Annotated in this window: 15 protein-coding genes and 2 tRNA genes; 15 read left to right on the top strand and 2 right to left on the bottom strand. The window is 63.9% G+C overall.

Translation table 11 applies throughout. From position 1 onward, the window contains the following. The first annotated feature begins 74 nt into the window (after positions 1–74). The 13 genes from dnaA to ACEL_RS12060 all read left to right on the top strand — a co-directional run bounded on the left by dnaA (position 75) and on the right by ACEL_RS12060 (position 12,020). The gene (gene dnaA / locus ACEL_RS00005) at positions 75–1,517 is read left to right on the top strand and encodes a chromosomal replication initiator protein DnaA (protein ID WP_011718841.1); all 1,443 of its coding nucleotides are present in this window, start codon (positions 75–77) and stop codon (positions 1,515–1,517) included. Positions 1,518–1,920: 403 nt separating this feature from the next. Then, the gene (gene dnaN, locus ACEL_RS00010; protein WP_011718842.1) at positions 1,921–3,084 is read left to right on the top strand and encodes a DNA polymerase III subunit beta; all 1,164 of its coding nucleotides are present in this window, start codon (positions 1,921–1,923) and stop codon (positions 3,082–3,084) included. A gap of 12 nt (positions 3,085–3,096) precedes the next feature. Next, positions 3,097–4,212 carry a DNA replication/repair protein RecF gene (gene recF / locus ACEL_RS00015; protein WP_011718843.1) on the top strand — a complete coding sequence of 372 codons (1,116 nt, stop codon included), beginning with the start codon at positions 3,097–3,099 and terminating at the stop codon, positions 4,210–4,212. Continuing rightward, on the top strand, positions 4,202–4,696 hold the full coding sequence (locus tag ACEL_RS11795; protein WP_011718844.1) for a DciA family protein: 495 nt from the start codon (positions 4,202–4,204) through the stop codon (positions 4,694–4,696). The genes recF and ACEL_RS11795 overlap by 11 nt, the downstream gene beginning before the upstream one ends. A gap of 247 nt (positions 4,697–4,943) precedes the next feature. After that, the gene (gene gyrB / locus ACEL_RS00025; protein WP_011718845.1) at positions 4,944–6,944 is read left to right on the top strand and encodes a DNA topoisomerase (ATP-hydrolyzing) subunit B; all 2,001 of its coding nucleotides are present in this window, start codon (positions 4,944–4,946) and stop codon (positions 6,942–6,944) included. 38 nt (positions 6,945–6,982) lie between these two features. Next, positions 6,983–9,487: a DNA gyrase subunit A gene (gyrA, locus tag ACEL_RS00030; protein WP_011718846.1), complete on the top strand. Its 2,505-nt coding sequence runs from the start codon at positions 6,983–6,985 to the stop codon at positions 9,485–9,487. A 94-nt stretch (positions 9,488–9,581) separates the two neighbouring features. After that, complete coding sequence (locus ACEL_RS00035) at positions 9,582–10,040, top strand: DUF3566 domain-containing protein (RefSeq protein WP_011718847.1); 459 nt, start codon at positions 9,582–9,584, stop codon at positions 10,038–10,040. Positions 10,041–10,110: 70 nt separating this feature from the next. After that, positions 10,111–10,184: transfer RNA gene (locus ACEL_RS00040), tRNA-Ile, on the top strand. 24 nt (positions 10,185–10,208) lie between these two features. Further along, positions 10,209–10,340: a DLW-39 family protein gene (locus ACEL_RS12495; protein ID WP_238378042.1), complete on the top strand. Its 132-nt coding sequence runs from the start codon at positions 10,209–10,211 to the stop codon at positions 10,338–10,340. Between the two features lie 31 nt (positions 10,341–10,371). Further along, a tRNA-Ala gene (locus tag ACEL_RS00045) sits at positions 10,372–10,444 on the top strand. A gap of 232 nt (positions 10,445–10,676) precedes the next feature. After that, positions 10,677–11,309 carry a hypothetical protein gene (locus ACEL_RS00050; RefSeq protein WP_011718848.1) on the top strand — a complete coding sequence of 211 codons (633 nt, stop codon included), beginning with the start codon at positions 10,677–10,679 and terminating at the stop codon, positions 11,307–11,309. 37 nt (positions 11,310–11,346) lie between these two features. Beyond that, the gene (locus tag ACEL_RS00055) at positions 11,347–11,703 is read left to right on the top strand and encodes a hypothetical protein (RefSeq protein WP_148204478.1); all 357 of its coding nucleotides are present in this window, start codon (positions 11,347–11,349) and stop codon (positions 11,701–11,703) included. Then, entirely contained in the window at positions 11,700–12,020 is a 321-nt protein-coding gene (locus ACEL_RS12060) for a hypothetical protein (protein WP_011718850.1), read from the top strand. Before ACEL_RS00055 ends, ACEL_RS12060 begins: the two co-directional genes overlap by 4 nt. Before the next feature lie 185 nt (positions 12,021–12,205). Here ACEL_RS12060 and ACEL_RS00065 read toward each other — a convergent pair whose 3' ends face one another. Continuing rightward, complete coding sequence (locus tag ACEL_RS00065; protein WP_148204479.1) at positions 12,206–12,661, bottom strand: hypothetical protein; 456 nt, start codon at positions 12,659–12,661, stop codon at positions 12,206–12,208. A gap of 198 nt (positions 12,662–12,859) precedes the next feature. Here ACEL_RS00065 and ACEL_RS00070 point away from each other — a divergent pair, with 198 nt between their 5' ends. Continuing rightward, positions 12,860–13,405 (top strand): peptidylprolyl isomerase, encoded by a 546-nt coding sequence (locus tag ACEL_RS00070; protein ID WP_041834835.1) that lies wholly within the window; start codon positions 12,860–12,862, stop codon positions 13,403–13,405. A gap of 117 nt (positions 13,406–13,522) precedes the next feature. Continuing rightward, positions 13,523–14,272: a rhomboid family intramembrane serine protease gene (locus tag ACEL_RS00075; protein ID WP_202943371.1), complete on the top strand. Its 750-nt coding sequence runs from the start codon at positions 13,523–13,525 to the stop codon at positions 14,270–14,272. Between the two features lie 143 nt (positions 14,273–14,415). Here ACEL_RS00075 and crgA read toward each other — a convergent pair whose 3' ends face one another. Next, a complete protein-coding gene (gene crgA / locus ACEL_RS00080) occupies positions 14,416–14,673 on the bottom strand; it encodes a cell division protein CrgA (protein WP_011718854.1) in 258 nt (85 codons plus the stop codon). Positions 14,674–14,694: the final 21 nt, after the last annotated feature.

The following is a 14,694-nucleotide window of genomic DNA, read 5'->3' on the forward strand; positions in this document are numbered from 1 at the left end:
GATTCCTAATCGGCGACAAAAGACATGCAGTTCTCCACAGACAACTACCTGGTGCCGAAGGGAGGGTCGACGGGATGGCAGAGCGGGTCGCCGGCGATCCGGAGCTCGCCATCTTATGGTCACGTACGGTCGATCGCCTGCAGCGCCAAGGCGATCTCTCCCCCCAGTACCAGGCATGGATCTCACTCATCCAGCCCTTGGCGTTGGTCGAAGACACCGCCGTCCTCGCAGCGCCACACAGCTTTGCGAAGGAAGTTCTTGAGACCCGGCTCCGGCCGGCACTGCTCGCCGCCCTCGCAGCGGAAGCCGGCCGCGAACTACGCATCGCCGTCAGCGTCGAGACACCTGCCGATGTCGCGGCCGAGACGGCATCCACCAGCACAGCGACCGAAGCCGATGACGTCGATGAGATGGACGAAGCGGCTCACGAACCAGCGTCGGGTCGATCCAGTATCGATCTTGCGAGCCAGCGGCGGGCACACGAGGCCGCTCGATTGAACCCGAAGTACACCTTCGAGACCTTCGTCATCGGAGCAAGCAATCGGTTCGCTCATGCCGCCGCTTTTGCCGCCGCCGAGTCCCCCGCCAAGGCCTATAACCCCCTTTTCATCTACGGCGACTCCGGATTAGGCAAGACGCACCTTCTGCACGCCATTGGGCACTACGCGTTGAGCCTTTTCGGCAACATACGTGTCCGCTACGTGAGTTCCGAGGAATTCACCAACGACTTCATCAATTCAATCCGGGACGGAAAAGCGGAGGGATTCCGCCGACGGTACCGTGACGTCGACGTCCTCCTTGTCGACGACATCCAATTCCTTGAGAACAAGGAGCAAACGCAGGAAGAGTTCTTTCACACCTTCAACACCCTGCACAACGCCAACAAGCAAATCGTCATCTCGAGCGATCGGGCACCAAAACAACTGGTGACGCTTGAAGACCGGCTTCGGAACCGATTCGAATGGGGGCTCATCACCGACGTTCAACCACCGGAGCTCGAGACGCGGATCGCGATCCTCCGCAAGAAGGCGGCGCAAGAAGGCCTGGACATACCCAACGAGGTACTCGAGTACATCGCCAGCAAGATTTCCAGCAATATTCGCGAGCTGGAAGGCGCGCTGATCCGCATCAGCGCCTTCGCGAACCTCAACCGTCAACGAGTCGACCTCGCCTTGGCTGAGGTGGTCCTAAAGGACCTGATCCCTGACAGTCAGACACCGGAGATCACCGCAGCCCTCATCATGGCGGAAACCGGTGCCTACTTCGGCGTGTCAATCGAAGATCTCTGCGGGTCATCCCGCAGCCGGGTTCTCGTCACCGCCCGGCAGGTTGCCATGTATCTCTGCCGGGAGCTGACTGATCTTTCTCTTCCGAAGATCGGCCAGCACTTTGGCGGACGGGATCACACGACGGTCATGCACGCAGACCGGAAGATTCGAGCCCTTATGGCGGAGCGTCGATCGATTTACAACCAGGTCACTGAGCTGACCAACCGGATCAAGATGCGGGCGCGATGATCCCCTGGCTCTTCCATCCGCGACAGTGTGCACAGGCTGGGGACAATCCTGTGGACGACGAGTCGACCATTGCGGAAGACTTCACAGGATCATTGGACAAGCCGCATACGTTCTGGCCAGAATCCGCATCAACCCGCACTATCTCACGATCTTTGGTTCAATCATCCACAGAGATCGCGATGCTCAGCACCCAAGCTGAGCTGCGGAAACACACGTCGTCCACACTTTCCCCTGGACCTATGACGATGACGAACAAGATCTCACAAGGCAATACAGGACAAGGTCTTCAACCCCACAGCGCACCACGCCAGGCTCGCACGTGCCTGCCCCGCACGGGCGTAGGCTCAAGCACAACTCACCGAGCGACCCTTGTCGCGTCCCAGATTGATCAGGCAGGTGGACAGTGAGATTCCAAGTTGACCGAGGCCTCTTCGCAGACGCGGTCGCATGGTCGGCGCGGACGTTGCCTGCTCGTCCGTCGATGCCGGTACTAGGCGGATTGCTGATCGAGGCGATGGACGAGCTGCGGATCGCAAGCTTCGATTACGAGGTGTCAGCCAGTGCGTCAATTGACGCGACAATTGCGGAGACGGGACGGGCGCTGGTCTCTGGGCGCTTGCTGGCGGAGATCAGCCGGAACCTCCCTGCGCAACCCGTGGACGTCGAACTCGACGGCTCCCGCCTCGTGATCGCCTGTGGGGCTTCCCGTTTCACCCTTCCGTTGCTGCCGATCGAGGAGTACCCGAACCTGCCGCCCCTGCCTACGCTCGCGGGTACCATCGGGGCTGATCTTTTTGCCACGGCTGTTTCTCAGGTCGTGGTGGCGGCCGGACGCGACGACACACTTCCCGTTCTGACCGGCGTCCGGATGGAAATTGATCGAGACGTGATGACGTTGGCGGCAACGGATCGGTATCGGCTCGCGGTGCGTGACTTTCACTGGCAGCCGGCCCGCGGCGATCTCACCGCGGCGGCGCTGATTCCAGCGCGCACTCTCGGCGAGGTTGCCAAGGCCTTGACGACCGGGGCGGAAGTGACGATCTTTTTGTCGACGGAATCGACGTCGAACGAGAATCTCATCGGCTTCTCCGGCCGTGGCACCTCAGGAGAACGGCAAACGACGACGCGCCTGATCGATGGTGAGTACGTCAAATACCGGTCACTCCTGCCGGCGGAAGCCGCTGCGACTGCACAGGTTGCGACCGCGGCTCTGATCGAGGCAGTACGCCGCGTGTCACTTGTCGCACCGCGCACGTCCCCGGTACGGCTGACGTTCAATCCGGATCGGCTGACGCTGGAAGCCGGGACCGGCGATGACGCTCAAGCATCGGAGTGGATCGACGCGCGGTTCGAAAGCAGCACCGGCGATGACGAGTTCGTCATTGCGTTCAATCCCGCGTATCTCCTCGATGGTCTTGGCGCGGTGGAGTCCGAGACGACGACGCTGTCGTTCACCTCACCCAACAAGCCGGCGGTCCTGCGTGCCGGGAAAGATGCGGATACGTCAGCGGATGCCGGTTCCGACGACTACCGGTATCTGCTCATGCCGGTCCGTCTTGGCGGCTGACATTCACCCGCTGTGTATCTGAGCCGTCTCGAATTGACCGACTTTCGGTCATATCGACGCGCCGCGCTTGAGCTCGACCCGGGAGTGAACGTCTTCGTCGGATCCAACGGGCAGGGCAAGACGAATCTCGTCGAGGCCGTCTGCTACCTGGCCCTGTTGCGCAGCCACCGGACGGCGACCGACGCGCCGCTTGTTCGGCAGGGCAGCGAACGCGCCGTCCTGCATGGGGAAGTCCTGACCTCCGGCCGCCGCATTGACCTGGATGTGGAAATCGTCCCCGGTCGGGCGAACAGACTCCGTGTCAATGGACACGCAACCCGCCGCGCCCGGGACCTGGTCGGAATTCTGCGGGTCGTCATCTTTGCCCCGGAGGATCTCGCCTTAGTGAAAGGCGATCCCGCGGCGCGACGGGACTATCTCGATGATGTTCTCGTGGAGTTGCGTCCGCGGCTGTTCGCCGTCCGTGCCGAGTACGAGAAGGCCTTGCGGCAGCGCAATGCATTTCTTCGTGCCGTGGCGCAGGACGGCCAGCAGGTCGATCGCAACAGCCTCGACGTGTGGAACCTGCACTTTGCGCGGGCGGCCGCGGCACTTCTCGACGCACGACGACGGCTGGTTCACGAACTGGCGCCTTTCGTCGAGAAGGCGTACGCCGCAATCTCAGGCGGCAGTGGAGCTGTTCGCCTGGAATACCGGAGCACTGTCCCGGAAGAAGTGTTGCAGGACGCCGACGAGGAGACACGGATCGCCGGTATTCTCGCCGCACTCCGCAAGGTCCAGGACGCCGAACTGGCCCGCGGGCTCACCCTCGTCGGGCCGCATCGCGATGATCTCAACTTGGAGCTGGATAGCCGCCCGGCCCGGGGTTATGCCAGCCACGGTGAGTCGTGGTCGTACGCTCTCGCGCTGCGCCTAGGGGCGTACGAGCTGCTCCGCTCGGATGGGGAGACACCGGTGATGATTCTGGACGACGTGTACGCCGAGCTGGATCAGCAGCGCAGGCGCAGGCTGACCGGATGTGTCAGCGGAGCCGAACAATTGCTCATCACGTCAGCGGTTGACGAACCCGACCTTCCGGTCGGGCGCCGCTACGTCGTCCATGAGAGCCAGGTGCACGTTGCCGACTGATCACACCAAGTCGGCTGATCACGCCGACGGCCCGGACCTTGCCCGGGCGGCACTGCGCCGCGCTCGGGAAAGGGCTCGGCGGGCAGGCCAGCCGCCACTCTGGTCGACGCGCCGCGACCCGCAAACGTCGACTGGTGAGCCGGAACTTCTTGGTGCGTCGGTGCACCGCATTCTGCGCGACCTCGGCTGGCTGGACCGGATCACCATTACGCGCCTGGTCGATGAGTGGCCAAAGATCATCGGACCTGAGCTGGCCCAGCACTGCCGGCCGGAGAGCTACGACCGCGGCGTGCTCCACATACAGGCGGATTCGACCGCCTGGGCAACACAGCTTCGGCTTCTTCTACCGCAGTTGACCGCCCGGGTCCAGGAGGCCGCCGGCGATCTTATTCGGCTGGTCGATGTCAGAGGACCGACCGCGCCGTCATGGCGCCACGGCCCGCTCCGGGTCCGCGGCGCCGGGCCACGCGACACTTACGGCTGACCAGGCGCCTCGTTCCCCACAGTCCTGAAACCGGCTGGTCACAGCGCCGCGATTTGCCATCCACAGCCTTGCTGAGCGTCTGCCATGGCCGGCTGGCGGTGAGGTACGACGTAAAATGAAAAAGACGTTTGACCGTTAGCTGCTCTCAGCGCGTCCAGGAGCGTGTCCGCCCTGGTTGAGGGAGCGCGGCGCCGCGTATCACGAACCGACTGCCGCACGTCCACGTGCGGCGATCACCGGAGGATGTGTGACCGATCAAGCACTCTCGCTCGACGCGAGTAGTTACGACGCCTCGTCCATCACGGTTCTCGAGGGCCTGGAGGCGGTCCGCAAGCGGCCCGGCATGTACATCGGATCCACCGGAGAACGCGGTCTGCACCACTTGGTCTACGAGGTGGTCGACAACGCGGTCGACGAGGCGCTCGCCGGGGCTTGCGATCGTATTGACGTCACGCTTCTCGCTGACGGCGGCGTCCGAGTCGTTGACAACGGCCGCGGCATACCCGTCGACGAACACCCTGGCGAGAAACGCCCGGCGGTCGAGGTCGTGCTCACGGTCCTGCACGCCGGCGCCAAGTTTGGCGGCCGCGGTTACAAGGTTTCCGGAGGCCTGCACGGCGTCGGCGTCTCCGTCGTCAACGCCCTCTCCGAGCGGCTGGACGTCGAGGTTCACCGGGACGGTTACGTCTGGCGGCAGAGTTACCGCCGGGGAACTCCAACCGGGCCCCTGCAACGCGGCGAGCCGACCGACCGGACCGGAACGACGGTCACCTTCTGGCCTGACCCGGAGATATTCGAGACGACACGGTTCAGCTTTGAAACCTTGGCGAACCGTCTCCGGGAAATAGCCTTCCTCAATAAGGGTCTCACCATCACGTTGCGGGACGAACGCCCCGCCGAGCATCTTGACTCCGACGACGCGGAGAAGCCGGCCGGCGGCGACGACCCGACCGAGGTTTATTACCGGTACGACGGCGGTCTGGTGGACTACGTCGCCCACCTCAACGCCACAAAGGAACCGGCGCACCGCAGCATCATTTCCTTCGAGGCCCACGATCCAGTCAGCGACATGAGCCTTGAAGCGGCCCTCCAGTGGAACACCGGGTACACCGAGTCGGTGCACACTTTCGCCAACACCATCAACACGCATGAGGGCGGCACGCACGAAGAGGGGTTCCGTGCTGCACTGACCTATTTGGTGAACAAGTTCGGCGAGGAGTGGAACCTCATCAAGAAAAAGGAAGACCGGCTCACGGGAGAAGACATCAGGGAGGGCCTGACCGCGATCCTCTCCATCAAATTGAAGGAACCGCAGTTCGAAGGGCAGACCAAGACGAAGCTCGGCAACACCGAGGTCAAGTCGTTCGTGCAGACCGTCTGCAATGACCGGCTCGGCGAATGGTTCGAGAAGAATCCCGCGGAGGGCAAGGACATCGTCCGGAAAGCCATTCAGGCGGCCACCGCCCGGATCGCGGCGCGCAAAGCGAGGGATTTGGCCAGGAACCGCAAAGGTCTCCTCGGCGGGGGAGGTCTTCCCGGAAAACTGGTCGACTGTCAGAGCACCAATCCGGAGGAGTGCGAGCTCTTCATCGTCGAGGGTGACTCGGCCGGCGGTTCGGCGCGTCAAGGCCGGGATCCGCGGACCCAGGCCGTGTTGCCGATTCGAGGCAAAATCTTGAACGTCGAGCGGGCCCGCATTGACAAGGTTTTGCAAAACAACGAGGTACAGGCGGTCATCTCCGCCCTCGGCACCGGTGTGCACGACGACTTCGACCTGGCCCGGCTGCGGTACCACAAGGTGGTGCTGATGGCGGACGCGGACGTCGACGGCCAACACATCCGTACCCTCCTCCTCACCCTGCTCTTCCGCTTCATGAAGCCGCTCGTGGAAGCCGGGCACGTGTACCTCGCCCAGCCTCCGCTGTACCGCATCAAGTGGAGCAATGCGCCGCACGAATTCGCCTACTCCGACCGCGAACGTGACGGACTGGTCGAGGCCGGCCTTGCCGCCGGGAAGAAACTCCCCAAAGAACAGGGAATTCAGCGGTACAAGGGTCTCGGGGAGATGAATCCCGAAGAGCTGTGGACGACAACCATGGACCCGGCGCAGCGGGTTCTCCTTCAAGTGAGTCTCGACGATGCGGCGCGCGCGGACGAAATCTTCTCCATCCTGATGGGCGACGACGTCGAGCAACGCCGGGCCTTCATCCAGCGCAACGCCAAGGACGTTCGGTTCCTCGATATCTAGGCTTCAGCAGTTCCGACGACTGAACGAAAGGCCCATCCGTGACGCAGGACACCACGCTTCCCCCCGAAGGCGGCCGGATCGAACCGGTCGACCTTCAGGTGGAGATGCAGCGCAGTTACCTCGACTACGCGATGAGCGTCATCGTCGGGCGGGCGCTGCCTGATGTCCGCGATGGTCTCAAGCCGGTGCATCGCAGGGTCCTGTATGCGATGTACGACGGTGGTTACCGCCCCGACCGGGGTTACGTCAAGTGCGCCCGGGTGGTCGGGGACGTCATCGGGAGCTACCACCCTCATGGCGATGCTGCGGTCTATGACACGCTGGTACGGCTCGCCCAACCGTGGGTGATGCGCCATCCTCTCGTCGATGGGCAGGGAAATTTCGGCTCGCCGGGTAATGACCCGGCGGCGGCGATGCGCTACACCGAGTGCCGCTTGACACCCCTTGCCATGGAGATGCTGCGGGACATCGGGAAAGAAACCGTTGACTTCGTCCCGAATTACGACGGCCGCCAAATGGAGCCGGTCATTCTGCCGGCCCGGTTCCCGAACCTCCTGGTGAACGGATCCGCCGGCATCGCCGTCGGCATGGCGACCAACATTCCGCCGCACAATCTGCGCGAAGTGGCGGCCGGCGCCCAGTGGGCGCTGGAACATCCGGATGCGACCCGCGAAGAGCTCCTGGCTGCCTTGCTGGAGCGGATCAAAGGCCCCGATTTCCCGACCGGGGGCGTCATCGTGGGACACGCTGGCATCGAAGAGGCATACCGCACCGGCCGCGGCTCGATCGTGATGCGGGCCGTCGTCGAGGTCGAGGAAGACGCCCGCGGCCGGCAGAGCCTCGTGGTCACGCAACTTCCGTACCAGGTAAACCCGGACAATCTCGCGGTCCGTATCGCTGAATTGGTCTCGGAAGGAAGAATCCCGGGAATCGCGGACATCCGCGATGACTCGTCGTCCCGCACCGGCCAGCGGCTCGTCATCAGCCTCAAACGGGACGCCGTCCCCAAGGTTGTCCTCGCCAATCTGTACAAGCACACGCAACTGCAGGACACCTTCGGCGCGAACATGGTCGCGCTCGTGGACAATGTCCCGCGGACGCTCTCCCTTGACGCGTTCATCCGGCACTGGGTGGCGCATCAGATCGACGTCATCGTCCGGCGGACCCGATATGACCTCCGCGAAGCGGAACGCCGGGCCCACATCCTCCGAGGCCTGGTCAAGGCGCTTGACCAACTGGACGCCGTCATCGCCCTCATCCGCGGTTCCGCCTCTGCGGACGAAGCCCGAAGCGGCCTCATGGAATTGCTCGACGTCGACGAGGTGCAGGCAACCGCCATTCTCGACATGCAGTTGCGGAAGTTGGCCGCGCTTGAACGCCAGGCCATCATCGACGATCTGGCGAAGCATGAGGCGGAGATCGCCGATCTCAACGACATTCTCGCCAACGAATCCCGGCAACGCGCGATCGTCAGCGAGGAACTCAAGGAAATCGTTGACAAGTACGGCGATGAGCGGCGTACCGCCATCGTGCCGGCGGACGGCGACGTCAGCATCGAGGATCTCATTGCTGAAGAAGACGTCGTCGTGACCATTACGCGGGGCGGATACGCGAAACGCACAAAAACGTCCCTTTACCGTTCACAACGCCGCGGCGGTAAAGGCATTCAGGGCGCCCAATTACGGCAAGACGACGTTGTCGAGCATTTCTTCGTGACCACCACTCACCACTGGCTGCTGTTCTTCACCGACAAGGGCCGGGTGTATCGCCTCAAGGCGTACGAAATACCGGAAGCGGCACGGAGCGCGCGCGGGCAGCACGTCGCGAACCTCCTCGCGTTCCAACCGGATGAGAAAATCGCCCAGGTCCTTGCCTTGCGGGATTACGACGCCGCGCCGTACCTCGTCCTTGCGACCCGATCCGGATTGGTGAAGAAGACCGCGTTACGGGAATTCGACTCCAATCGCACCGGCGGCATTATCGCGATCAATCTTCGCGACGACGACGTCGTCATTGGCGCACGACTCGTCTCCCCGGACGACGAATTGCTGCTGGTGAGTCGGAAAGCGCAGGCCATCCGCTTCCGGGCCGACGACGAGGCACTCCGGCCGATGGGGCGTGCGACGTCCGGTGTCATCGGCATGCGGTTCCACGACGACGACGCGCTTCTTGCCATGATGGTCGTCCGTCCGCAGGCCTACGTCTTCGTCGCGACGACAAAGGGATACGCAAAGCGGACGCCGATCGAGGAGTATCCGCTGCAGGGCCGCGGAGGATACGGCGTCATCACGGCGAAAATCACAGCGGAGCGCGGGGACCTGGTCGGTGCCTTGATGGTCGACGAGGAGGACGAGGTGCTCGCGATAACCGTACTGGGCGGGGTGATCCGCACCCGGGTCTCCGAAGTACGGCCGACGTCACGCGCAACAATGGGCGTCCGGCTCATGGATCTCGCGGAGAACGACGCTCTGGTCGCCATCACCAGAAACGCCGAGCGGGGCGGCGACGCCGGGATCGGCGAGGAGGAGTCACCGGCCCGCTGACGGGTGCGTTCTCGCCTGACAACGGGCAGGATGGGAGGAAGCAGCCGTCCGGCGGAGGACGCCGGTCGGTGGTCGTGGCGCAAGGAGTAAGCAGGTGGCCGACGCCGACGTACCTACAGCCGTGCCAGCGCGCGGCGTCTCCGCGCGGAACCCCCAGCAGCCGGCGATTCGCGTCGGACCGCCGTCCCGCGGCCGACGGCGCGCTCGGCTCGTTATCAAGCACATCGATCCGTGGACGGCGATGAAAGTGACCTTCGTCGTCAGCCTCGCGCTCCTCGTCATCGGGGTGGTGGCCGTGGCAATCGTCTACGCCGTGCTCGGCGGGATGGGGGTCTGGGATCAGATCAACAACTTGGTCAACGAAGTGGCACCGACGACAGCGAGCCAGGCGCTGCGGAATCCCTTCTCCGCGTCCCGGGTCATCACGATCACCGCAGCGGTTGGAGCGATCAATGTGATCATTCTGACCGCGCTGGCGACGCTTGGTGCGGCTATTTATAACGTGATTGCCGATCTCGTGGGGGGCATCGAGGTGACCCTCACCGAGCCGTAGTCCCCCGGCCACCGACCCCGCGGGAGGTGCCCAACGGCCCTCGGTGGATGCGGTACCCTCAGCAAGGCATGGGCCTGTAGCTCAGGCGGTTAGAGCGCACCCCTGATAAGGGTGAGGTCGGAGGTTCAAGTCCTCCCAGGCCCACTCACGTCCGAGAGAGGTGATCGCGTGCGGAAGGCACTCCTCGCAGTGGCGATTCTCGCCGGCGTACTGTTCATCTACCGGCGGCTGCGCGCCGCGCGCGCCGAAGAAGATCTGTGGATTGAAGCGACCCGCGCTGAGCCGGTCGGAGCGGAATAGCCGAAGAACCGGTCAGGTCGGTCACGCGAACGGGGCCATAGCTCAGCTGGTAGAGCACCGCCTTTGCAAGGCGGGTGTCCGGGGTTCGAGTCCCCGTGGCTCCACAACCGGCGGCGGTCACGAGCGTAGGGCGGCCCAACTGCACCGGCGTCCAGCTGCGTGGCGGGCGGCCCTCGTGGCCAATGACTCATCGGGTATCGGCTACGCCGCCAGCGCCACAGCAGGTGGGATATTCGCCTTCGCTTCCCACTGCTTGCGGTATGGACGCTTGATAAGTAGTACTATTTCGGTTGCAATACGTTCCTGACGGAAGACCTCAAGATCGGGATTGAAGACATGCGTCCGTTCGTGTTGCGGTTGGGTGGCGCCGCCGTCCTGTCCGTGGTCTTATCTATCGCCGTCGTCTCCGTGGCCCAGGCTGCGCCCACGCCAAGTGCCAGCGTGCCGCCTGGCGAATCATCGGCGTCGAACGTCCTACTGCTTGGTGACGGTGACGTCACGGTCGTCCCGTCGGCTCTTCCAACGAACGTGAGTACTACAAAGCTTGTGGCCTCCTGGGACAAAACGCTGCCCGCGCTGAAGAAGGCTCTAGCTAGCGGCGCCTCGCTGTCGACCGCACTGCAACAAGCCGGGTTGCCGGCTCTTACCGGCAGCATGGTGTCCGGAACCGTGAGTAGTGGCGGCATCCACCCCGATGGCGTATCGTGCCAGAACTGGACGTGCGGCTGGAAGTTCTCCGCACTGAGCTCGTTCGAGATTGCGTGGTTAGTCTGGGCAGGAACGATCACCGGCCCAGGTGCGATCTGCTTCTTCCTCGGCTCGGAAACCGCCGGCTTGGCCTGTACGGCGGCAAGCGCGCTGTGGGGGATCGTCAGTGCCTACGTAGATTTCCCTCCGTCCTACAATCCACACCGCTGCCTGTACATCGGGGTGGGCTGGCGCATTGTAGCGAAGTGGGAATCCTGCTAACCGACGATCCGACGACGAGAACGGTGGTGTGGCGCACGTGATCCCTTCAATCCGCAGCTACTGGCGGCGCTCGTCCGCGGAACGGTTGCTTGCTCGCCGGGCGCTGGTTAGGTCGGAACCCAGCGAGTCGCGGACAATCAATGAGGCGGCCGAGGGGTGGGCGTGGTTCGCCGTTCTGCTGATCCTCGCAATGGCCGCCGTTGTCATTGGATTCGCGGTTGACCAGGCACTGACCGCAAACCAACGCGCCATCCCGTTGTTGATTCTTGGAGCTGTGGAGATCGCGACGGCTGGCCGACTCACGTACAGCTGGGTGCGGTTTCGCCGGCGGTCCGTCGGCAAAACCACGTCCGACCTCCTACGGCAGGCATCTACCGGCAAGGAGAAACAATGACCGAAGCGGGAAACACATATTGGGGCTACCTATGTGGCGCCTTCTACATAGCAGCGGGCCTCTTGACGGCAGGCTACGGCGTGGCGAGCCTGCATGCCGACCAAGGCCGAGCCATGCTCGCGTTGCCTGGTGGTATCGCAATCGCCATTGCCGTTCTCAGCGCGGTTCGCGAGCATTGGCGCCAAAACCACATTCCAGCAACGTCAACGATCGCCGATTTGGTCAGCGAGCGGCAGGCTACAGCCGTTACGGGGTCGGCGGAGACGGCGCGAAGCTCGACACGCCAAGTCAGTGTAATCCTCGGCAGCGTGCATTGAAGAACGCGGGGCCAAGGTTCGACATGTCCGTCCCAGTGCTGGGGTGGCTGCCTTGTGGCCCTGCCCCACGAAGGGCGGCCCAACTGCACTGGCGTATACCTGCGTGGCGGGCAGCCACGGACGATTCGTCGCGCCCAGCTGAATGATTGCGGCGTATGCCTGCTTCAGGCCGCCGCGCGGGCGATTCAGTCCGAATCGCTCTCGTCGTGCGCCACGGAAGCCGGCTGCTCCCCTGTCCCGTTCATCCCGGCGGAGTCGTCGACGCGGGGCGGCGCCGGGTAAGGCGCCAATTGCACCGGCTTCCCCGCTTGGAGAACCCAGGCCACGGCCGCACCAATGGCACTGCCGATTCCCAGGAACACCGCCGCCATCGGCCAGCGCCGGCGCGGCGCCGGTGCAACGACCGCGCCGTCCATGCCACGGAGCGCCCGGCCTACCAGGCGAGTGCGGCGTACCGCCTCTTGGCGGATCGGTCCGGATGCCGCCTGCGCTGTCCGAACCCACGTCGCGGCCGTGGGCAGTACGCGATCGGCAACAAATGCCCGCGCGCGGTCGAGCTGGCTGGCCACTTGTTGAGCTCCACGAGCCGAGAGCTCCCGAGCAGCGGTTCCCCGGCTCAGCACACTGACACGCATTGCCACCTCCCTCTGGTCGTCCGGTAGCTTCCCCATTCCCCAACGACCTACCACTAATGCCTCGCCCATCGCCGAACCTGCCGGCTCGGCGGTGGTTACGGCGTACGGCGGCGTCTAGGTTCCACGGTACGTCGGCACGCTGTTCGCCGCGTGTCAAGATGGAACGCATTCGCACTGCGGGCAAGGCCCGGTACAGAGGAGATCATGGTGACAGCACTGCCGGAGGCTGTTCTGCACACCAGCCTGGGTGACATCACGGTTCGGCTCTTCGCTGACCACGCACCACATACCGTGCAGAACTTCGTGGACCTTGCCCTGGGAAACCGGGAGTGGCTGGATCCCCGATCCGGCCGGCGCGTGCACCGTTCGCTGTACAGCGAAACGGTCTTTCACCGCGTCATTGCCGGTTTCATGATCCAAGGAGGAGATCCGCTCGGCACCGGTTACGGCGGGCCCGGCTACACCTTTGCCGACGAGCTGCATCCGGGCCTCGTCTTCGACCGGCCGTACCTGCTCGCCATGGCGAACGCGGGACCGCACACCAACGGATCGCAGTTCTTCATCACCGTCGCACCGGCTCAGTGGCTGAACCACAAGCACACGATTTTCGGAGAAGTGATCGCCGGTACTGAGGTCGTCGAGCGCATCGCGCAGGTTCCCACCGACGAAGCGGATCGTCCATTGAATCCGGTCTGGCTGCATTCGGTGGCGATTTCCGAGCAGGGCGGCTCGTCAGCGGAGACGGTCTAAGGCATGGACGGCAACGGCTACGCACCGCCGGCGTCTCCCCCGACCTGCTACCGTCACCCGGACCGCGAAACCTGGGTCCGTTGTGTCCGCTGTGATCGCGCGATTTGTCCGGATTGCATGGTCGAGGCGTCGGTTGGCTTTCAGTGCCCGGAGTGTGTCCGCCGCGGCACCCGGTCACAGGCGATCACCCGGACGGCGCTGGGCGGACGACTCCGCCCCCAGCAGACCGCCGTCACCTACCTGCTCATCGCCATCAACGCGGTGGTGTTCCTGCTCGAGCAGGTGAGCCCGCGATTCGAGCTCCGCTATGCCCTGATTCCCGGCGAGACCGGTTTTGCGCATCCCTACGCGGGCGTCGCGGGCGGCGAGTTCTACCGGCTCATCACGGCAATGTTCCTACATGCCAGCGTCCTGCACATCGTCTTCAACATGTGGGCGCTCCTTGTCGTGGGCGCACCACTCGAGGCGCTGCTCGGCCGGTTGCGCTTCCTCGTGCTGTACTTTCTTGCCGGGCTCGGCGGCTCGACAGCCGTCTACCTTTTCGCGCCCCGCGGATCCGCCACCCTGGGCGCATCTGGAGCGATCTTCGGGCTCTTTGCGGCGTTGTTCGTCTTCGGCCGGCGGTTGAATTTCGACATCCGGCCGATCGGCCTCGTCATCGTCATCAATTTGGCGCTCACGTTTGTCCTCTCCGGCGTCAGCTGGCAAGGCCACATCGGCGGTCTGCTCAGCGGCGGTGCTCTGGCTGCCGCGTGGTCATATGCCCCTCGCGCCTGGCGGACGCCGGCTCAACTCCTCTCGTCGATCGCACTCTTGGCGATTTTGCTGATCGCTGTTGCGATCCGGACGACGCAGCTCACCGCTTGACGGTGCTCGTCGCCGGCTTCTCCCTCGCGCGATCGCGGCTGACTGGTCCCCCGCGCGATCGCGGCTGATTTTCGCGTGCGACACGTTGTCCCCAATGTGGACAACCGCTGTGGAGAATTACGTCGGTGTAGTTTCCCGACACGTCATCGCCACTGGGTCGCGAGACCCAGCCCGATGACCAACAGTCCAAAACCTTCGATCAGATTGCCCGCCTGACCACCGAGGACGTCCATTCCCGGGAATGTGTACTGGGTCACGTACCCGATGACCAGCCAGATCACACCGACGATCAAGCAGGCGACCATCGTGGGGGCAAGCCACGGCGGGCTGACCCGCTTCTTCGGCGAGCGGGTCGGTGGTGGGATGTAGTCCACCGTTTTGCGCACCCGAGATTTCGGCACGATCCAGCCCTCCCGGCGGAG

Source organism: Acidothermus cellulolyticus 11B (assembly GCF_000015025.1).
Lineage (GTDB): Bacteria > Actinomycetota > Actinomycetes > Acidothermales > Acidothermaceae > Acidothermus > Acidothermus cellulolyticus.

Excerpts from the sequence above, each read along its gene's own strand:
- ACEL_RS12060 (WP_011718850.1), top strand. The coding sequence starts at position 11,700 with ATGACCGAAGCGGGAAACACATATTGGGGCTACCTATGTGGCGCCTTC.
- ACEL_RS00075 (WP_202943371.1), top strand. The coding sequence starts at position 13,523 with ATGGTCGAGGCGTCGGTTGGCTTTCAGTGCCCGGAGTGTGTCCGCCGC.
- dnaA (WP_011718841.1), top strand. The coding sequence starts at position 75 with ATGGCAGAGCGGGTCGCCGGCGATCCGGAGCTCGCCATCTTATGGTCA.
- ACEL_RS00070 (WP_041834835.1), top strand. The coding sequence starts at position 12,860 with ATGGTGACAGCACTGCCGGAGGCTGTTCTGCACACCAGCCTGGGTGAC.
- ACEL_RS00050 (WP_011718848.1), top strand. The coding sequence starts at position 10,677 with ATGCGTCCGTTCGTGTTGCGGTTGGGTGGCGCCGCCGTCCTGTCCGTG.